General features: G+C 70.0%; 12 protein-coding genes. 2 read left to right on the top strand and 10 right to left on the bottom strand.

Annotated features, from left to right (window positions below):
* Window positions 1–29: 29 nt before the first annotated feature.
* The 6 genes from I4J89_RS02395 to I4J89_RS02370 all read right to left on the bottom strand — a co-directional run bounded on the left by I4J89_RS02395 (window position 30) and on the right by I4J89_RS02370 (window position 8,883).
* Window positions 30–530 (bottom strand): mycothiol transferase, encoded by a 501-nt coding sequence (locus tag I4J89_RS02395; RefSeq protein ID WP_196412109.1) that lies wholly within the window; start codon window positions 528–530, stop codon window positions 30–32.
* Window positions 531–532: 2 nt separating this feature from the next.
* On the bottom strand, window positions 533–1,237 hold the full coding sequence (locus I4J89_RS02390) for a hypothetical protein (protein ID WP_196412108.1): 705 nt from the start codon (window positions 1,235–1,237) through the stop codon (window positions 533–535).
* Window positions 1,238–1,247: 10 nt separating this feature from the next.
* Window positions 1,248–2,594, bottom strand: coding sequence for an MFS transporter (locus tag I4J89_RS02385; protein ID WP_196412107.1), 1,347 nt, complete (start codon window positions 2,592–2,594; stop codon window positions 1,248–1,250).
* A gap of 74 nt (window positions 2,595–2,668) precedes the next feature.
* Entirely contained in the window at window positions 2,669–4,510 is a 1,842-nt protein-coding gene (locus I4J89_RS02380; RefSeq protein ID WP_196412106.1) for a S9 family peptidase, read from the bottom strand.
* An 11-nt stretch (window positions 4,511–4,521) separates the two neighbouring features.
* Window positions 4,522–6,288, bottom strand: a complete 1,767-nt coding sequence (locus I4J89_RS02375) for an N-acetylglutaminylglutamine amidotransferase (protein ID WP_196412105.1) — start codon at window positions 6,286–6,288, stop codon at window positions 4,522–4,524.
* A 15-nt stretch (window positions 6,289–6,303) separates the two neighbouring features.
* Window positions 6,304–8,883, bottom strand: a complete 2,580-nt coding sequence (locus I4J89_RS02370; protein WP_196412104.1) for a carboxylate--amine ligase/circularly permuted type 2 ATP-grasp protein — start codon at window positions 8,881–8,883, stop codon at window positions 6,304–6,306.
* Window positions 8,884–9,082: 199 nt separating this feature from the next.
* Here I4J89_RS02370 and I4J89_RS02365 point away from each other — a divergent pair, with 199 nt between their 5' ends.
* Both I4J89_RS02365 and I4J89_RS02360 read left to right on the top strand, forming a co-directional pair.
* The gene (locus I4J89_RS02365) at window positions 9,083–10,153 is read left to right on the top strand and encodes an NAD-dependent epimerase/dehydratase family protein (protein ID WP_196412103.1); all 1,071 of its coding nucleotides are present in this window, start codon (window positions 9,083–9,085) and stop codon (window positions 10,151–10,153) included.
* A 131-nt stretch (window positions 10,154–10,284) separates the two neighbouring features.
* On the top strand, window positions 10,285–12,411 hold the full coding sequence (locus I4J89_RS02360) for a SulP family inorganic anion transporter (RefSeq protein WP_196412102.1): 2,127 nt from the start codon (window positions 10,285–10,287) through the stop codon (window positions 12,409–12,411).
* A 258-nt stretch (window positions 12,412–12,669) separates the two neighbouring features.
* On the opposite strand, the gene I4J89_RS02355 is transcribed toward I4J89_RS02360, so the two are convergent.
* The 4 genes from I4J89_RS02355 to I4J89_RS02340 form a co-directional block, all read right to left on the bottom strand.
* Window positions 12,670–16,485 (bottom strand): discoidin domain-containing protein, encoded by a 3,816-nt coding sequence (locus I4J89_RS02355; RefSeq protein ID WP_230858179.1) that lies wholly within the window; start codon window positions 16,483–16,485, stop codon window positions 12,670–12,672.
* A 73-nt stretch (window positions 16,486–16,558) separates the two neighbouring features.
* Complete coding sequence (locus tag I4J89_RS02350; protein WP_196412101.1) at window positions 16,559–18,124, bottom strand: glycoside hydrolase family 13 protein; 1,566 nt, start codon at window positions 18,122–18,124, stop codon at window positions 16,559–16,561.
* A gap of 71 nt (window positions 18,125–18,195) precedes the next feature.
* Window positions 18,196–19,083 (bottom strand): carbohydrate ABC transporter permease, encoded by an 888-nt coding sequence (locus I4J89_RS02345; protein ID WP_196412100.1) that lies wholly within the window; start codon window positions 19,081–19,083, stop codon window positions 18,196–18,198.
* 7 nt (window positions 19,084–19,090) lie between these two features.
* Window positions 19,091–20,029, bottom strand: coding sequence for a carbohydrate ABC transporter permease (locus I4J89_RS02340; RefSeq protein ID WP_196412099.1), 939 nt, complete (start codon window positions 20,027–20,029; stop codon window positions 19,091–19,093).
* Between the last annotated feature and the right edge of the window lie 104 nt (window positions 20,030–20,133).

The following is a 20,133-nucleotide window of genomic DNA, read 5'->3' as shown; positions in this document are numbered from 1 at the left end:
GGTCGGGGCGGGACGGCTCACGGCGTACCTCAGAGAAGGCTGCGCACGTAGGCGGCCTGAGCGGCGTGCTGGGCGTCGTCGTCGTAGACGCTGACCAGGCGGACGCCGAGGGTGACCGGCGGATCCCAGCGTTCGTCGATCACCCGGTCGAAGTCGGCGGCCGTCAGGCCGCGCAGGTATTTCACCGTGCGGTCGTGCACCGCGCGGTAGTAGTCGAGCAGGACCTGGGCGCTCTCCGGAGCGACCGCCGCGACCTGGTCCGCGGAGTGGCCGTAGCCGGTGTCCGACGGGTCCGGTTTACGGCCGAAGCGGGAAGCCCACTCACCGGTCAGGTAGACCTGCTCGGTGTCCAGCAGCTCGGCGATGTGGCTGTCCTGCACGCGGGTGAGGTGCCAGACGAGCCAGCCGATCGAGTTGGCGCCGCGCTTCGGTGCCCACCGGAGCTGCTCCGGGGTGAGACCGTCGACCGCTGTCTCGACGAGTTCCGGCAGTCGGCCGAACGCGTCCTCGAGAACGCCCTTCGCATCCATGATCAAGACCCTTCCTGCTGCTCGGGAAGATCCTGGGCGGGCTGGTCCGCGGCGCCCGTCTCAGTCTGCTCCGGCTGCGTCGTGGTCTCCGGCTGAGGGGTCTGCTGCTCCTCGGCCGGGGTGGTGGGCTCGGGCTGGGTGGTCTCCGGCGTGCCACCGGTCGGCTCGGTCGCCGGCTCCTCCGACTCGTCCTCGGACGGCGAGGAGGAGGCGGGTGTCGGGGCGACCTCGTCGTCAGAACCGGAGTTCCGGTTCGTGTTGACCAGGCTCGGCGGGCTGGTGCCGTCCCGCCCGGTCAGGGCGTCCGCCGCGGACCGGCCGGCCAGCAGCTCCACCGTGGTCAGCGTGCCGAGCCCCAGAACGAACAGCGCGGCCGCGACCAGGCCGACCCGCTTCCACCGGATCCGCCGGGGCGGCTTGTTGTCGCCGGAGGGCGGCTCGTGCGCCGCCGTCACCTCGGGTGTGCCCGCCGCGGCCGGTGCGGCGATCAGGGCGGCCTGCAGCTTCTTGGTGCCCCGGTCGATGGACCGGTGATAGAGCTCGGTGCCGATCGAACTGATCAGGCTCACCACGGCGGCGCCGATCAGCGTTCCGGCGATCCCGAGGAACGAGCCGCACACGGCTGCGGAGACAGCCGCCAGCGTGCCGGCGAGGGTCTTGGGAATGTCGATGCCGGACCAGAACCGGGGTTGCGCGTGGTCAGTCATGTGCCCCCTCTCATTCGCGCCAGCTTTTCGCCTTTACCGCACGCTCCAGGGCTAAACCACGCCGTTCCGCCAAGGCGACCCGAAGCGGGCGGATGACCACGCCCTCTTCCTCTTCGAGCCGTCGCCGGGCGAGTTTGCGGGTCCGGAGAATGCCCAGCACACCGACGGCGGCGACGAGGAACTGCACCGACATCGCGACCCGGAAGTCGGAGATGTGATAGTCCGCACTACCTCCGGTTCGGGCGTCCAGGATCAGACCGATCAACTCGATGGTCAGCAACGAGGCCACGAAACCGCCGACGTTGACCACCCCGGTCGCGGTGCCCAGCCGGCTCGGCGGGTTGAAGGTACGGGCGTAGTCGAACCCGATCATGGAGCCTGGCCCGCCCAGTCCGAGCGCGACCACCAGCACCACGAGCAGGGGCATCGGGGCGTGTCCGGGCCAGGCGATGACCAGCGCCCAGGCGGCCATGTTGGCGCTGATGATGCCGAGCACCAGCAGGGAGCGGCGCAGCGGATAGCGCTGGGTCAGCATGCCGAGCACCGGGCCGGACGCCATGCCGGTCAGCACGAACAGGATCAGCAGCGCGCTGGCGGCACCGCGGCTCAGTCCCTCGCCGGCGATCAGGAACGGGATGCCCCACATCAGCGCGAAGACCGTACCGGTGAACTGGGTGGTGAAGTGCGTCCACAGCCCGAGCCGGGTTCCCGGATGCCGCCAGGCGCCGCCCAGGTCGACGCCGAGCTGCCGCCAGCTGACCGCCCGGCCGCTGCTGATCCGTCGCCCCGGCGTGTCGTGCAGCGCGGCGAACGCCACCAGCGCGACGAACACCCCGGCGCCGGCGGCGCTGAGGAACGCGGTGGTCCAGCCCGGCCCGGCCAGCAGGGCGGCCAGCGGTACGGCGGACAGCACCTGCCCGATCTGCCCCACGATCCCGGTCAGCTGGGTCACGACCGGCACCCGCTTGACCGGGAACCAGTGCGGCACCAGGCGCAACACGCTGATGAAGGTCATCGCGTCGCCGGCACCGACCAGCACCCGGGCGACGATGGCGCCGCCCATGTCGTCGGCGAACGCCATCACCGTCTGCCCGGCGGCCATCACCAGGGCGCCGGAGAGCACCAGCCGCAGTGATCCGAATCGGTCCAGCAGCAACCCGACCGGGATCTGCAGGCCGGCGTAGACGATCAGCTGGAGCACGGCGAAACTGGCCAGCGCGCTCGCGCCGACGTCGAACCGCTCCTGGGCGTCCAGCCCGGCCACCCCGAGCGAGGTGCGGTGCAGAACGGCGACGATGTATGCGGCGAGCCCGGCGGACCACACCGCCCAGGCCCGGGCTCCGGGACGCAGGGGCATGGGTCGCCTTCCGCTCGAGTGCGCGTGCGCTCCCAGCCTTTCTCGCAGCTAGACGCCCTGCAACGTGCGTCTGCTCACTGCGCCGGCGTCAGATACCGCTCCAGCCACTCGATCGTGGCCTGCAGGTAGGTGGCGCGCGACGAGCGGTGCAGCAGCTCGTGACCCTCACCGGGGAAGAGCAGGTAGCGGTGCGGTACCTCGCGGGCGGCGAGCGCGGCCACCACCTGCTCGGCCTCGATCACCGGTACGTTGCTGTCGTTCTCGCCGTGGACCACCATCAGCGGCGTTCGCAACCGGTCGATCCGGGTCATCGGGGAGAGGTCGTGCAGCAGGTCGGCGTCGTCGACCGGGTCGCCGTACTTGCTGACCGCGGCGGCCGCGATCCACGGCTCCGTGTACTGATAAAACGTAAAAAAGTTGGACATGCCGCAGACGTCGATGCCGACGGCGAACAGATCCGGAAACGTCGTCAGCGCGGCCAGCGTGAGGTAGCCACCGTACGACCGCCCCATGATCCCCACCGGCCCGGCGACACCGGACGACCGCAGGCGGGTGACGCACGAGCGCACGTCCTCGATCGCGCCGTACCGCAGGGCCAGGTTGTCCGCGTCGACGAAGGACCGCCCGAACCCCGACGACCCGCGCACGTTCGGCGCGAAGACGGCGATGCCGCGGTGCGCCAGAGACTGAAAGAGCGGCCCGTGACCAGGCCGTTCCTGCGCTTCCGGGCCACCGTGCAGCCACAGCACGGTGGGATGCGGGCCGGGCACGGGCGGGCGGAACAGCCAGCCGGTCAGCGTCAGCCCGTCGTGCGCGGCGAACGTCTCCAGCGTCGGCCGGATCGCGTCCGGCGCGGCGGGCAGCGCGGCGACGGCCCGGACGTCACCGCCGTCGCGATCGCACACCCAGACGCCGTGCGGCTGCCCCGGCCCCTCAGCCGTGAAGGCCAGCGCCGATCCGTCGAAACTCCACGCGAGCCCGCTGACCACCAGGCCGGGCAGCGGCGCGAGCACGCTCGGCACGCGATCACCGTCGTGGTCCAGGTCGAGCAGCGCGACTTCCGACTCGCCACCGCGCACATTCCACAAGATCGCAGCGGTACGCCCATCGGCCGTCACCGCGAAAGTCTCCACCTCTCCGCCGAGCGTGCCGACCGGCTGGGCAGCGGTCGAGGCGGCACTGATCGTGCCGGCCGGGTCGGTGGGCGCGCTCGCGGTCAGCGCCTCCACGGCGTCCCCGGCGACCCGGAGCAGGACCGGGAACTCGCCGTCCTGGCTGAGTGCGTACACACAGCCGCCGCCCGGGCTGAAGATCGCCTGCTCACCACTGGTCACCGGCTTCTCGGTCCCGGTGACCAGGTCGCGGAGCACGATGTGGCGGGCGCCGCGTGGCCCGTACCTCAGAAGCGCGAAGCGCCCGGCCGGGTCCACGTCGAGGAGCGAGACCAGGTCGCCGTCCGCGATCACCCGCCGTTCGGCGGTCACCGCGTCGACCACCACGGCCCGCGTCAGGTTCTCGGTGAGGGCCAGCAGAGAGCGCCCGGGCAGCCAGCGCATGTTGTCCGCGGTGTCCGCACCGAAGCCGGCGACCTGGTGCAGCTCGGTGCCGTCCGGCCGGATCAGCCACACCTCGTGCCGGGGTGCCCCGCCGGGGGCGATCTGGCAGGCCAGCCAGCCGCCGCCGGAGGACCATTGCACGGCCGACACCGGTTCACCGCCGGTGTCGACCCGGAAGGTCAGCTCGCTGCCGACCGGCTGCACCCAGACCGCGGGTGCGCCGCCCCGGTCGGAGACGTACGCCATGTGCCGGCCGTCCGGCGAGAGCGTCGGTGACCAGTTGCCGGCCACCTCCGACTCGATCGAATGCCAGCCGGTCGGCAGCATGGTGACGTCAACCCGATGGAGCTGACCATCCATCTGTCCCCCCTCTAGATGCCTTTGTCCTGCAACCACATCTCCAGCAGCGCGAGCTGCCACAACTGGTTCGCCCCGAGCGTGGTGCGCGAGGTGTTCGGGTCGGCGAGCAGCGCGTCGACGTACTCCGGCCGGAACAGTGCCCGGTCCCGGGCGGCCGGGGCGTGCAGCGCGTCGCGCACCTTCTCGAGCATCGGTCCTTCCAGGTGCCGGATGCCGGGCACCGGGAAGTAGCCCTTCGGGCGGTCGATGACCTCGTCCGGCACGAGGCCACGGGCCGCGTCCTTGAGAACCCCCTTGCCGTCCTGCGCGAGTTTCAGCTCCGGCGGGCAGGCCGCCGCGAGCTCGACCAGTTCGTGATCCAGGAACGGTACGCGGGCTTCCAGCCCCCACGCCATCGTCATGTTGTCCACTCGCTTGACCGGGTCGTCGACGAGCATCACCTGGGAGTCGAGCCGCAGGGCGGCATCGACCGCGGTGACGGCGCCGGCGCGGCCGAAGCTCGCCGCGACGAACTCGCGACTGACATCGCGATCTAGCAGCCAGGACGGGTTGAGCTGCCGGGCCAGGTCGGCGTATGGACGGTCGAAGAACTCCTTCGCGTACGCGTCGACGGCGTGTTCCCGGGGGACGCCGGCGAGGGGTGGGTACCAGCTGTAACCGGCGAAGATTTCGTCCGCACCTTGCCCAGATTGCACCACCTTGACATGCTTCGCAACATCTTCGCTGAGGAGGTTGAACGCGATGCAGTCGTGGCTGACCATCGGCTCGCTCATCGCCGCCACGGTCCGCTCCACCGCCGGCAGGAACCGGTCCCGTCCGATCCGGATCTGGTGGTGCTCGGTGTCGAACTTACGCGCGATCAGGTCGGAGAACTCGAACTCGTCACCGCTCTCGCCGCCGCCCGACTCGAACCCGATGCTGAACGTGGTCAGTCCCCGCTGCCCCTGCTCGGCCAGCAGTGCCACGATGAGGCTGGAGTCGAGGCCGCCGGAGAGCAGCACGCCGACCGGCACGTCCGCGACCATCCGCCGGTCCACCGCGGTGCGCAGCTTCTCGCGTACGGCGTCGGCCCAGTCACCGATCTCCAGCTCGCGCGTGAACGACGCCTCCCAGTACACGCGCTCGCTCGACGTCCCGTCCGCCCGGATCACCCGTACCGTCGCCGGGGGCAGCTTCCGGACGCCGGAGATGATCGTGCGCGGTGCCGGGACCACCGAGTGGAACGTCATGTAGTGCTGCAACGCCACCTTGTCGATCGTGGTGTCCACGCCACCGGCCGCCAGCAGCGCCGGAAGCGTCGACGCGAACCGCAGCCGCCCCGGCGACTCGGCCAGGTAGAGCGGCTTGATCCCGAGCCGGTCCCGGGCCAGCGTGACGGTCCCGGTGTCGTGCTCGGCGATCGCGAAGGCGAACATCCCGAAGAACCGGTTGACACAGTCCGCGCCCCACCGGTGGTACGCCTTGAGGATCACCTCGGTGTCCGACGTGGAGGCGAACCGGTAGCCGCTGGCCGTCAGCTCCTCGCGAAGCTGCTGGTAGTTGTAGATGCAGCCGTTGAAGACCACGGTCAGTCCGAGCTGGTCGTCGGTCATCGGCTGACCGCCCTTCTCGGACAGGTCGATGATCTTCAACCGCCGGTGCCCGAAGGCGATCCGGCCGTGTTCCCACAGCCCTTCGCCGTCCGGGCCCCGGGACTGAAGGCAGGGCAACATCCGCCGGACGGCGTCGGTGTCCGCGGGCCGGTCGCCGAAGCGCAGTTCGCCGGCGATTCCGCACATGGGTGGTGCCTCCTTCTATCCGAGCAACCAGGTGTCCTTCGAACCGCCGCCCCGGGACGAGTTGACGATCATGCTCCCGGCCGGTGCCACCCGGGTCAGCGCCGCCGGAGCGACGACCGACGAGTGCGCGCCGGTGAACACGAACGCCCGCAGATCCACGTGACGCGGGGCGAGCCGGTGGCCGTCGAAGACCGGATGGGTGGAGAGCTCGACCAGCTCCTGAGCCACCCAGCGGTGCGGCGCGGTCTGGATCTGCCGCCGCAGCGCGTTGAGATCCTCGGCGGTGGCGTGCGGGCCGATCACGATCCGGTCGCCGCCGTAGCCGTCCACCGGCTTGCAGACCAGCTCGTCGAGGCGGGAGAGCACCTCGGCCCGCTGGTCGGGGATGCCGCACAGGTAGGTGCGGACGTCGGAGAGCAACGGCTTCTCGCCGAGGTAGTACTCGATCATGCGGGGCACGTAGGCGTACACCGCCTTGTCGTCGCCGATGCCGTTGCCGAGCGCGTTGGCCAGCACGATGGTGTCCGCGTGCAGCGCGGCTACCAGGCTGGGGCCCAGCGGCATGCCGTCCGCGCCGGGTGAGTGCACCAGGCTGTCCTCGCCCATCCGCAGGTAGATCACGTCCACCGGATGCCGGTGCCCGTCGCGCAGCCGCCACACCCGGCCCTCGTCGACGTAGAGCTCGGTGCTGCGGACCACCGGGACCTCCATGGCCTCGGCGAGCATCTTGTGCTCGAACCAGGCCGAGTCGTCCGGGCCCTGACTGAGCACCACCAGCGCCGGGTCGTCCCCGGCCGCCGGACCGGCCGCCTCCAGCAGGGCCTGCTTGAGCAGCTTCGGCGTCTCCTCGACCGACAGCAGCGCGCCCGGTCGGGGCAGCTCCGGCAGGACGCTCCAGGTCAGGCGGCGGTTCTGCATGGCGTACGCGATCCCGGACGGCACCCGCAGGTTGTCCTCCAGCACGCACCACTTGCCGTCACCGTCCCGGACCAGGTCCACACCCGCCACCTGGGTCCGGACCGCCCGGCGGTGGATGAGCGCGCCGCTGGCCCGCAGCTCCGGCGAGCCGTTGATCACCCACTCCGGTACGGCACCGTCGGCCACGATCTGCCGCTCGCCGTACACGTCGTTGAGGAACTCGTTCAGGGCGCGGACCCGCTGGACCAGGCCCTCCCGCAGCGTGCGCCAGTCGTCGGCCGGCACGATCCGGGGCACCAGGTCGAACGGGAACAGCCGGGTGGCCGCCTCCCCGGCCACGCTGAACGTGATGCCTCGGGCACGCTGCTCGTCGTCCCGGACGTCCTCGCGGTGCCGCAGCCCGGTCGCGCCGAGCGAGGTCAGCACCGGCAGGATCCCGGCGTACGCCGGAGACACCCGGCCGCTCGGGAAGGCCTCGTCGCCGTCCGCCACGTACGCCTCGATCCGCGACGGCGCCGGAGTGCCGGCCGGTCCGGCGCCGGTCACGCCGCCCCGGGTGTCGGCCACCAGCATGTCCACCACGTCGGAGAGCCGGCCGCGCCGGGCCAGGGCGCGGCGCTGGCGGGCCGCCGAGCTGCCCCGGCTCAGCGCGCGCACGGACAGGTCGTAGACCTGGTCCCAGTCGCCCAGTTCCTCGAGCTGCGGGCGCACGTCGGCGATCAGCCGCTCGACGGCGAGGGCCGCAGGCACTGGCACCGGTGAGCGCGGCAGGTCGAGCAGGTCGCCCTCCAGCCCGGATCGGGCGGCCCGCCACATCGCCGCCCGGTGCAACGGCGGGCGGGCGACCGGGAGGGGGTCACCGGCCCGGTGCTCCTGCAGCGCGCGCAGGACCAGGCCGCGGAAGACCCCGGCCAGCAGGACGACCGTCTCGGTGTCCGGGCTGGCGTCGGTGACCCGCAACTCCACGGTCGGCACGTGCGCGGACGGCCGGACGTCGAAGTAGACCATCTTCGGGTCGCTAATCGTCCCGGAGGCGATCAGGTCGCTGACCAGGGCCTCGTGCTCGGCGGCCGAGGTGAGCGGCCCGCTGTCGCCGGCCGTCGGCCAGCGCATCCAGACCAGCGAGCGGACGCTGGCGTACCCGGAGTCCTCGCCCATCCAGTAGGGCGAGCTGGTGGAGAGGGCCAGCAGCACCGGCAGCGCCGGCGCGACCCGCTGGGCGACCGCCACCGCCTCGTCCCGGTCGGGGACGCCGACGTGCACCTGAGCGCCGCAGATCAGCTGCTCACGGACGAGCATCTGGTACTCGTGCAGCATCCGGTGATAGCGCGAGGTAGGGGTGATCCGCAGCGAGTCCAGGTCGACGAGCGGCACGGTCCCGGCGGCCACCAGGCCGAGGCCGAGCGATTCGGCGACGCCGATCGCGTCCCGCCGCCGCTGCGCGACGCCGTCCCGCAGATCGTCCAGGGTGGCGCTGACCGGCGTGTTGGTCTCCACCACCGAGCGGTGCAGCTCGGCGGAGAAGTGCGCGCCGTCCAGGCGGTCCAGGATCTCCGGGGCGCGGGGTACGAGTTCGCGCGTCGCCAGGTCGACGACGTGCAGTTCCTCCTCCACGCCGAGGGTCAGAGCGGCCTGTTCTGGCACGTGTGGGTTCGGGGCCTGGAGTGACTCCGTCATCGCGACCGCCTTCAGTTCAAGTTCCGGCACAGCCCGTGTATCCGCCGGAGCCTTCCGATCGGATGTGGCGAATCTGTGTCCTGCCCGTTTCACGCTCTCGTCAAGCATCACGATCGCGACACCCAGGACCGGGCCACGGACGAGGTGCGGGCCACCGGTAGTCTCGCTCCGTGGCGACCGACACCCCGCGGAGGTCCTGATGAGCAGCGTCGTCGTAATCACCGGCTCGGCCGGCCTGATCGGTTCCGAGGCGGTCCGGCACTTCGCCGGTCTCGGCATGGACGTGGTCGGGGTCGACAACGACATGCGGGGCTACTTCTTCGGCGCCGACGGTTCGACCAAGTGGAACCTGCAGCGGCTGACCAAGGAGGTCGGCGAGCGCTACACCCACCACTCGCTGGACATCCGCGACCGGGAGGGGCTGGACGAGCTCTTCGCCAGGCTGGGGAAGAACGTCGGGCTGGTGATCCACGCCGCCGCGCAGCCGAGCCACGACTGGGCCGCCCGCGAGCCGTTCACCGACTTCGACGTGAACGCGGTCGGCACCATCAACATGCTCGAGGCGACCCGCCGGCACGCGATCGACGCGCCGTTCATCTTCACCTCGACCAACAAGGTCTACGGCGACACGCCCAACTCGCTGCCGCTGATCGAGCTTCCGACCAGGTGGGAGCTGCCCGAGGACCACAAGTGGTACGGCGGCATCGACGAGACCATGTCGATCGACAGCAGCATGCACTCGGTCTTCGGCGCGTCGAAGGTCGCGGCCGATGTCATGGTCCAGGAGTACGGCCGCTACTTCGACATGCCCACCGCGGTGTTCCGTGGCGGCACGCTGACCGGTCCGGGCCACTCCGCCGCCGAGTTGCACGGCTTCCTGGCGTACGTCATGCGCTGCGTGATGGAGCAGCGGCTTTACCGCATCTTCGGCTACAAGGGGAAGATGGTCCGCGACGCCATCCACTCGCACGACCTGGTCTCGGCGTTCGAGGCGTTCCACCGCGCGCCGCGGGTCGCCGAGATCTACAACATCGGCGGCGGCCGGTTCTCCAACTGCAGCCACATCGAGGCGTTCAAGATCGCTTCGGAGATCACCGGTCTCGAGGCGCGCACCGAGTACGTGGAGGAGAACCGGGCCGGCGACCACCAGTGGTGGATCAGCAGCACCGCCCGGTTCGAGGAGCACTACCCGGAGTGGAAGCTGACCTACGACGTGCCGGCGATCCTGCGCGAGATCTACGAGTCGAACAAGGATCTCTGGAAAGCCTGATCACCGGCATTTTCGTCGCGCACCAGGCAAATCTGAATGCTGGCTGTGCGCCAGGCGGCAATTTGATGTGTTTTGCCGGTTAGGGATCGGCGCGTAATGGCCCGTTAACCCTTCTTCGGTATTTTGCCGATATGTCCGACTTGACGCAGTTGCTGCGCCGGGACTTGCCGGCGTCCATCGTCGTGTTCCTGATCGCCATCCCACTATCGCTCGGCATCGCCGCGGCGTCCGGGGCCCCACTGCTCGCGGGGCTGGTCGCCGCGGTAGTCGGCGGCATCGTCGCAGGCGCCCTCGGCGGCGCCCCGTTGCAGGTCAGCGGCCCGGCCGCCGGTCTCACCGTGATCGTGGCCGGAGCGGTGGCCGACTTCGGTTTCGCCGGTACCGCCGCGATCGTCGCCGTCGCCGGCCTCCTTCAGATGGTGCTCGGCGCGTCCCGGCTGGGCCGCGCCGCCCTCGCCCTCTCACCCGCCGTCGTGCACGGCATGCTCGCCGGCATCGGCCTGGTCATCGCGTTGAGCCAGGTGCACGTGATGCTCGGCGGCGCGCCGCAGAGCTCGGCCTGGCACAACCTGCGCGATCTGCCCGAACAGATCGCCACCCACCACGGTGTGGCCGCGCTGCTCGGCGCGCTCACGGTCGCGATCCTGCTGCTCTGGCCCCGCCTGGTACGCGTCTCCCTACTCCCCGCCGCCCTGGTCGCGGTGGTGTCGGTGACCGTCCTGGCCGCCCTGCTCGGCGCCGACGTGGACCGGGTCCGCCTCCCGGACGAGCCGCTCGCCGGGCTGATCCGTCCCGCCTGGCCGGATGCCCCGGTCCGGGAGATCGTCCTGGCCGTGGTGACCATCGCCCTGGTGGCGAGCGTCGAGTCGCTGCTCTCCGCGGTCGCCGTGGACCGGCTGCACGACGGTCCGCGGGCCGACCTGAACCGGGAACTGGTCGCCCAGGGCGCGGCGAACACCGCCTCCGGCCTGCTCGGCGGCCTCCCGGTGACCGGTGTGATCGTCCGCAGCTCCACGAATGTGGCGGCCGGTGCTCGTACCCGGGCCTCGGCCGTCATGCACGGCGTGTGGATCGCGGCGTTCGTGTTGCTCTGGACCGACCTGCTGGAGACCATCCCGATGGCGGTGCTGGCCGCCGTGCTGATCGTGGTCGGCCTGCGGCTGGTCAGCCTGGCGCAGATGCGGACCTATGCGCGGCACCGGGAGCTGCCCACCTACCTGGTCACCGCGCTCGGTGTGGTCTTCACCGACCTGCTCACCGGAGTGGCGCTCGGCATGGTCACGGCCGCGCTGCTGATCCTCTGGCGGCTCGCCCGGTGCGAGATCCGCCGGGCCGAGCGGGCGCCGGGGGAGTGGCTGGTCACCATCAACGGCACTCTCGCCTTCGTGGAGTCGGCGCGGCTCACCCGGGAGCTCAGCGCTCTGCCGCCGGCCGCGGACGTCGACGTCGAGCTGCACCTGGACTACCTGGACCACGGGGCGTTCGAGACGATCCGGAACTGGCGGGAGGGCTATGAGCGGGCCGGCGGGCGGGTGCGGATCCGGGAGGTGCACGACTCCTGGTTCTCCCAGGCCACCTCGGGGCGGCTGGGCGGCGGGAAGCGTACGCCCCGGCTGATCGGCTCCTGGTCCCGCTGGCAGGACATGGACCAGCAGCGGCGCGGTGCCATGGAGGCGGGGATCGCGGAGTTCGAGCGTACGGTCGCGCCGCTGGTCCGCCCGCAGCTGGCCGACCTGGCCCGGGACGGGCAGCGCCCGCAGCAGCTCTTCATCACCTGCGCCGACTCGCGGCTGGTGCCGAACCTGATCACCGCGAGCGGCCCCGGCGACCTGTTCTGTGTCCGCAACGTCGGCAACATCGTCCCGCCGTACGGTTCCGGCGACGCGTCGGTCGGCGCCGCGGTGGAGTACGCCGTGGACGTCCTCGCCGTCACCACGATCACCGTTTGCGGTCACTCCGGCTGCGGGGCGGTGCGCGCTCTGATGACCGGCGCGGCCGGGCCCGGTTCGGACCTCGGTGACTGGCTGGCGCACTCCGGCGTCCGCTTCTCCGATCCGGCCGACGAGGAGCGCTGTGTCACCGACAACGTGCTCAATCAACTCGCCAACCTGCGCACCTACCCGACCGTGCGTGCCGCCGAGGCGTCCGGCCGGCTCCGCCTCGCCGGCATGTACTTCGACCTGGCCGAGGCCCGCATGTACGAGGTCGACCCGATCCTGGGCGACCCCCGCCCAGTCTCCTCACTGCCAGCCGCCTGACCCACCAGGCAAATCCAGCCCTCACCCAGTGCTGTCTCGCACCCCGCAAGACGCCCACGTTGGGCCACCCGGGCGTTGGGCCAGCCGGGGTCTGGCCCTCGCTCAGTGCTGTCTCGCGCGCTGCGACGCGGCGCTGGCGTTGGGCCGGCTGGGGTGTGGGCCGGTCGGGTATGGCCCTTGGTCAGTGCTGTGTCGTGCGCCGCGAGGCGGCGCTGGGGTTGGGCCGGGGCCTGCGTTGCGCGGGCCCCGGCGGATCGGTCAGTTGCGGATGATGGTGAACGTGCTGGTCGGGTTCTCGATGTCCTTGAAGTTGTTGCTCAACTGGAGGTTGTTGAAGGTCGCCGAGCCGACCGCGGGACCCTGCCCGGCCTCCGGCATCGGGTTGGCCCAGATGCCGTAACCGGACTTGGCGTCGTACGCGTCACCGCTCTTGCGCGCCCCGCTGATGGACACGTTCGTGAAGACGATGTCCTTGATCGGGTTCTGCGGCTGACCGCCCACGTAGTTGGTCTGGAACATGATCCCGGAGTAGGTCGGGTCGACGATGTCGACGTTCGACACCCGGATGCCCTGGAACACCTTCGACGCGCTGAACACCCAGATCGCCGGGAAGACCTGGTTGCCCCAGAAGTGGCCACCGGCCCGGACGATCGAGATGTTGTCGAAGACGGTCGGCGGGTTGGCGCCGAATCCGTTCATCGGGTAACCGAAGTCCAGCGAGCTGATCGTGATGCCCGAGTAGACCAGGGTGTCCGCGATGTAGATGTTCTTGAACGTGTTGGCGTACCCGCCGTAGACCGCGATGCCCGCGGCGCGCCAGGTCAGCGTGCTGGACAGGTTCGAGTAGACGTTGTTGATCTCGTCCGCGCCGCCGGCGTCGATGGCCGAGAACAACGCGAAGCTGTCGTCACCGGTGGCCCGGGCGTCGTTGTTGTCGACCAGGTTGTCGGTGCTGCCGTTGGTCATGTTGACGCCGTCGGCGAACATGTTCCGGATCCGCGAGTTGGTGATCTTCATCCGGTCGGTGTTGGCACCCCAGTAGAGGCACACCGTGTGCTCGGCCCAGATGTTGTCGATCGTGATGTCGGCGACGTTGGCCAGGTCGAACACCTTGCCGGGACCGTCGATGCGGATCGTGTAGTTGCCGAAGAACGCGAAGTTGGCGAACGTCGACCCGTTGGCGGTGGCGTCGGCCCGGAAGCCGGCGTCCGTCTCGGACTGCGTGGACGGGGTGTGGAAGCGGGTGTACCAGGGGCCGGCGCCGATGACCCGCAGCGACTTGCCGTAGACCTGGAACTTGTTCGACGTCTGGTAGTCACCGGCCGGCAGGTAGACACCGATCTTGGTGCTGTCCTGGCGGGCGGTGTCCAGCGCGTTCTGCACCGACTGGTGGTCGAACCCGGCCGGCACGACGTAGCGGGCCGGATCCGGGTTGGCGACCGGTGCGACCTGCTCGGTGTTGATGAAGTCGATCGCGATGCTGCCGCTGTTCGCCGCGTCCTTCTGGAGGCGAAGAGTGGTGCCGGCCGGGAACGATCCGGTCAGCATGATGTTCGCCTCGTCGTAGATGTGGCGCGGACCGGTGCCCGAGTTCTGCGGGTTGGTCTCGTTGCCGTAGAGCCAGGCGTACTTCGAGGTCAGCGGCAGGGTCTTGTTCAGCGACCCGTTGACGTACACGTTAATCGAGCTGTTCGTGCCGTCCGGGATGGAGAACCGGGCCACCACGGTGTTGGTCGCCGCCCGGGTGGTCCACTGCACGTACGCCCCGGTCTGGTTGAGCGTGACCGCCCGGCGCCCGGACGCCTCGCCGGCCAGGTCGCCGACCGTCCGGTTGGGACCGACCACCGCCGCGCCGCCACCGGTCTGCCCGTCCTCGGCCTCGTACATGTCGTACGGCATGTTCGCGCCGCGGCCCACGAAGAACGGCTTCTCGCTGGTGTTGTTGGCCTGCTTGACCGCCAGCTCGTTGCCGTCCACCGCGACCACGGTCCGGACCGTGTACCGGCCGTTCGCCGCGGTCCAGGTGCCCAGGTTGATCGCCGGCGAGGAGGCACCGGCGGCCAGGGTTCCGGTGTACGACCCGGTCAGGGTACGGACTACCGAGGTGCCGTTCAGCACGGTCACGGTGACGCCGTGCGCGCCGCCCGTGGTCGCCGCGGTGCCCTGGTTCTTCAGAACAACCGAGAAGGTGACCGTGTTGCCGGCCGCCGGGTTGCCCGGGGACCAGTTGACCACCGAGGCGACCAGGTCGGAGCTGCTGACCTGCGCCACCACGAGGGAGGACGGGTTGGTGTACGAGTTGTTCGCGTCGTTGGTCTCGATGACCGTGTTCGCCTCGTCCACCTTTGCCGAGAGCGCGTAGCTGCCGGCGTCGCGGGCCCCGATCGAACCGGAGACCGTTGTCGAGGCGCCGGCCGCGAGGGCCGGGACAGCGAAAGTGCCGGCTCTGGTCGTACCCAGATAGATGTTGACGTTGGAGGCCGGGGATGCGGCCGTGCCCGCGTTGCGCACAGTGGCCGACACCGTGATCGCGTCGGTCTCGACCGGCGAAGCCGGAGTGAACGACATCGCGCTGACCGTGAGGTCCGGGTTCGGCGCCGCCGTGCCGATCACCTGGAGTTCCGCGACCTGGCCGCTCGGCGCGCCGGTGTTGGCGGTGAAGGAGAGGCGCAGGTCCGCGGCGGTCGCGCTGACCGGGACGGTCACCGTGTTGCCGCTCGCCGGGTTGAAGGTGTACGTCGCCGAGCCGGTGATCGTCGAGAACCCGGACGCCGACTGCTCGCGACCCTGGATCGAGAAAGTCTGCTGGCGGGTGCCCCACTCGGTGGCCGGGTTGAGCTTGACCACCACCGACTGCACGGTGGCGTTGGCGCCCAGCTTCACGGTCAGGTTCGCCGGGTACGCGCTGCCCTCCCAGTAGGTGGCCGTGTCGTTGTCGTTCGCGTTGGTGGCCACGAAGGTGTGGATGGTCGACGACGCCTCGATCGGCTTGCCCACCGCGAGGTTCGTCCCGGTGCCCGGGTTGCTGCCGGTCCGGGTCACCGTGTTCGACGCCGCCGACTCGTTGCCCGCCGCGTCCCGCGCCTTGACGTAGTACGCCACGGTCGCCGTGTCCGGCTGGCTGTCGGTGTAGGTCAGCCCGGTCACCGTGGTCTTCAGCGCCCCGTTGGCGTAGACGTTGTAGCCGGTCACGCCCACGTTGTCGGTGGACGCGCCCCAGGCCAGGCGGATCTGCCCGCTGGCCGGCTGGGTGTAGGAGAGCGTGCCCGGCGTGGTCGGCGCCTGGCTGTCACCGGTCGCGCCGTTGCGGGTCACCGTGTTGCTGTTCGACGACACGTTGCCGGCCGCGTCCTTGGCCCGCACGTAGTACGACACGGTCGCGCTGTCCGGCTGGTTGTCGGTGTAGGTCAGTACGTTCCCGGCGACGCTGGTCCGCAACGCGCCGTTGGCGTAGACGTCGTAGCCGGTCACGCCGACGTTGTCGGTCGACGCGTTCCAGGTGAGCCGGATCTGCCCACTCGCGGGCTGCGTGTAGGCCAGATTCCCGGGCGCGCTCGGCGCCTGGCTGTCCCCGCTCACCGGGCCGTAGATCTCCAGCTCGGAGAGCTGACCCGCGCCCCAGCCGGTGTTGCCGGTGAAGTTCAGCCGGACGAACCGGGCGCTGGCCGCGGTGAAGTCCACGGTCACGGTGTTGCCGGAGGCCGGGTTGAAGGTGTAGCCGGCGCTCGCCTTGAGCGTGCTGAACGAGGTGCCGTTGGTGCTGCCCTGGATGGTCAGCGTCTGCGTCCGGGTGGCCCAGGCGGCGGCCGGCGGCAGCTTGAGGATCGCCTGGTTGACCTGGGTGGCGGTGCCCAGGTCGACCTGCAGCCACTGTGGGAAGGCGTTGTTGCTGGATTCCCAGTAGGTGTTGGCGTTGCCGTCGCCGGCGTTGCCGGCCGGGTAGACGTCGGTGAAGCTGCTGGCGCTGAAGGTCTTGCCGGCCGCCAGATTGGGACCGGCGGCCTGCGCCGCAGGCGCATACAGGAGAGCTGCCGTGATGCCCGCGACGACCGCGAGCACCTTTAGTCGAGACATGGGAGCGCCTCTCTAGGGATGGGGTGGGGACGCCGGTCGCCGGCGGCGGTGGAACCGCTGGCGACCGGACGACTCAGTGCGCTCGCAGCCAGACGGCGGTGTCCGGGGGGAGGAGACCGCCGTTGAGGGGGCCGCTGGCGAGCAGCAGCGAAGCATGGTCCGGCAGGGCGACATCGGCACCGGACAGATTGAGTACGCAGGTGAAGCGCTCGCCGCGGGAGTAGGCGAGCACGCCGGGATCGGCGTCCAGCCAGGCGAAGTCGTCGGAGTGCAGGGCCGGCTCGGCGCGGCGCAGCGCGATCGCCGACCGGTACAGCTCGAGCATCGAGCTGGGGTCGCCGGTCTGTGCCTGAACCGTCCGGTCCTTCCACTCCTGGGGCTGGGGGAGCCAGGGAGTGGCAGAGCTGAAGCCGAACGGCGGTTCGTCGCCGGACCAGGGCAGCGGGACCCGGCAACCGTCGCGGGTGTGGCCGCGGCGGCCGTACATCGGGTCCTGGATCTGCTCCACCGGGATGTTCTCGTTCTCCCAGAGACCCAGCTCCTCGCCCTGGTAGACGTAGGCGGCGCCGGGCAGCGACAGGGAGAGCAGCGCGGCGGCCCGGGCCCGGCGGGTGCCCAGCTCCAGGTCGACCGGGGTGCCGTCGAGGTTGTTGTCGAAGCTGAACGTGGTGTCCTCGCGGCCGTACCGGGTGACGTGGCGGGTGACGTCGTGGTTGGAGAGCACCCAGGTGGGCGGTGCGCCGACCCCGGCATGTGCCTCCAGCGTGCGATCGATGCAGGCCTTCATGAGGTACGGGTCCCACGCGCACCCGAGGAAGTCGAAGTTGAACGCCGCGTGCAGCTCGTCGGCGCGCAGGTAGTTGGTGAACCGCTCGACCTCGGGCATCCACACCTCGCCGATCAGCGCCCGGTCCGGGTACTCGTCGGCGATCCGCCGCCACGACCGGTACACGTCGTGCACCCGGTCCAGGTCGTGGAACGGGTGCGGCGCGTCCTCGACGACCTCGGGCAGCGCCGCGTCCTTGTGCAGCAGCGCCGCGGAGTCGATCCGGATGCCGTCGACGCCGCGGTCGAACCAGAACCGCAGGATGTCCTCGAACTCGGCCTGCACCACGGGGTGCTCCCAGTTCAGGTCCGGCTGCTGCGGGGTGAACAGGTGCAGGTACCAGTGGTCACCCACCTGGGTCCACGTGGTGCCACCGAACTCACCCTGCCAGTTCGTCGGCATCTCCTCGCTCTTCCGGAACCAGAAGTACTCGCGCTCCGGTGCGTCCGGTGAGGCCAGGGCGGCCTGAAACCACGGGTGCTCGCTGGAGATGTGGTTCGGGACGATGTCGACGATCATCCGGATGCCGGCGGCGTGTGCCTCGGCGATCAGCGCCTCGGCGCCCGCGAGGGTGCCGAAGACCGGGTCGATGTCGCGGAAGTCCGCCACGTCGTAGCCGGCGTCGGCCATCGGCGACGGGTACCAGGGGCTCATCCAGATCGCGTCGACCCCGAGGTCGCGGAGGTGGTTCAGGCGTGCACGGATGCCGTCGATGTCCCCGACCCCGTCGCCGTCGCCGTCGGCGAAACTCCGCGGGTACACCTGGTAGATCACCGCGCTACGCCACCACGGACCGGCGTCTGTTGTGGACACGAGCACCTGCTTTCTGTCGCTACGTAGGTACGTTGTTGCAGCCGGAACCCTCCGGCGCCGGGCGGGCCGCCTCAGCCCTTGAGGCTGCCCGCGGTGAGGCCGGACATGATGTTCCGTTGGAAGATCAGGAAGATGATCACGGTGGGAATCGCGGCGATGACCGAGGCGGCGATCACCACGTTCATCGGGGTGCCGCCGGCGAAGGCGTAGATGCCGACGCTGACCGTGCGGGTCTCGGGCGACGGCATGACCAGCTTCGGCCAGAGGAAGTCCTTCCAGACCGCCGTCACCGAGAAGATCGCCACCACGCCGAGGATGGGACGCGACATCGGCAGGATGATCGACCAGAGCGTGCGCAGCGGTGTCGCGCCGTCCACGAACGCCGCCGCCATCAGGTCCTCCGGGATCGAGTCGAAGAACCGCTTCAGCAGAAAGATGTTGAACGCGTTCGCGACGAGCGGCAGCCAGATCGAGAACGGCGAGTCCAGCAGGTTGATGTGCAGGATCGGCAGGTCGATCACGGTCACGTACTGGGGGACGATCAGGACCATCGCCGGGATCATCAGCGTCGCCAGCATCAGGCCGAGAATCACGTTGCCGAGGACCGGCCGCAGCTTGGACAGCGAGTACGCCGCCGCGGTGTCGAAGACCAGCTGGAACAGCACCGCGCCGGCCGCGTAGTAGAACGTGTTGAACAGCAGCTTGGCGAGCTTCAGGTTGTTCCACGCGTCGACGTAGTTCTGGACCTGCGGATCCTTTGGGAACAGCGACGGTGGGGTCTGCGCGATCTCCTGGCCCGACTTCAGCGCGCCGGTGACCATCCAGTAGAGCGGCCCGAGGAAGACCAGGGTGAAGCCGACCACGACGACCGCGAGCAGCGTCCAGTAGATCGCCCTGCCGCGCCCGCGGCGGAGCTGCGACTGCGAGACGAGGGTCCGGGTTCCGGAGTCCTGTGCCATGGTCGTCCTAGTCCTCTTTCGTGCTCAGCCGCACGTAGACGGCGGAGAAGGCGGCCAGCACCACGAGCATGATCATGCCGAGCGCGGCGGCGCCGTTGAGGTCGTTCTGGAAGAAGCCGTGCTGGTAGATCAGATAGGCGACGGACGTCGCCGAGTCCTGGGTGCCCGCGCCGTTGGCGAGGATCAGCGGCTCGATGAACAGCTGCATGGTGGCGACGATCTGCAGCATCGCCAGCAGCGCGAGGATCAGCCGGGTCTGCGGGATGGTCACGTTCCAGATCCGCTTCCAGATCCCGGCGCCGTCCAGTTCGGCCGCCTCGTACAGCTCGCCGGGGATGTTCTGCAGCGCCGCCAGATAGATCAGCACCGCGCTGCCCATGTTCATCCACGTCGAGGCGAGCACCATCGCCGGCATCGTCATCGTGGGTGACTGCATCCACTCCGACGTCGGCAGGTTCAGCGCCGTGAGGATCGCGTTGAACAGGCCCGCCTCGCTGGGGTCGTACGCGTAGAACTTGAAGAGGAAGAGCGCCGAGGCCGGCGGCAGCATCACCGGCAGGTAGACCAGGATCCGCAGATACCCCTTGGCGTGCCGGAACTCGTTGAGCAGGATCGCCACGAAGAACGGCACCGCGAACCCGAGGACCAGCGCGAGGGCGGTGAAGTAGAAGGTGTTCTTCCAGGCGATCCAGAAGCTGGGATCGTCGATGATCCGGATGTAGTTGTCCCAGCCGACCCAGGTGGTCTCGCCGCGACGGGTCCGCTGGAAGCTCATGACGAGGCCGCGGATCATCGGGTACCACATGAAGAGGGCGAAGCAGAGGACCGCCCCGATCAGGAACGTGTGCCCGGTCAGATTGTCCCGGAGCTTGCGGCTTCGCCGGCCCCCGGCCGGGGATGCGGGTGCCTTGTGCCCGGCTGGAGCCGGGGCCGTGATGACTGCCAAGGGAGACTCCTACTACGAAGGTCGCCAGTCGTGGGGGGGGGGGGGGGGGGGGGGCCCCGGCGGGGGGGGGGGCACCCCCCGGGCGCCCCGCGCTGGGCGTCACC

The sequence above is a fragment of the Actinoplanes aureus genome (assembly GCF_015704865.1).
In the GTDB taxonomy this organism is placed as follows: domain Bacteria; phylum Actinomycetota; class Actinomycetes; order Mycobacteriales; family Micromonosporaceae; genus Actinoplanes; species Actinoplanes aureus.
This window is presented reverse-complemented; position numbering and strand designations above follow the sequence as displayed.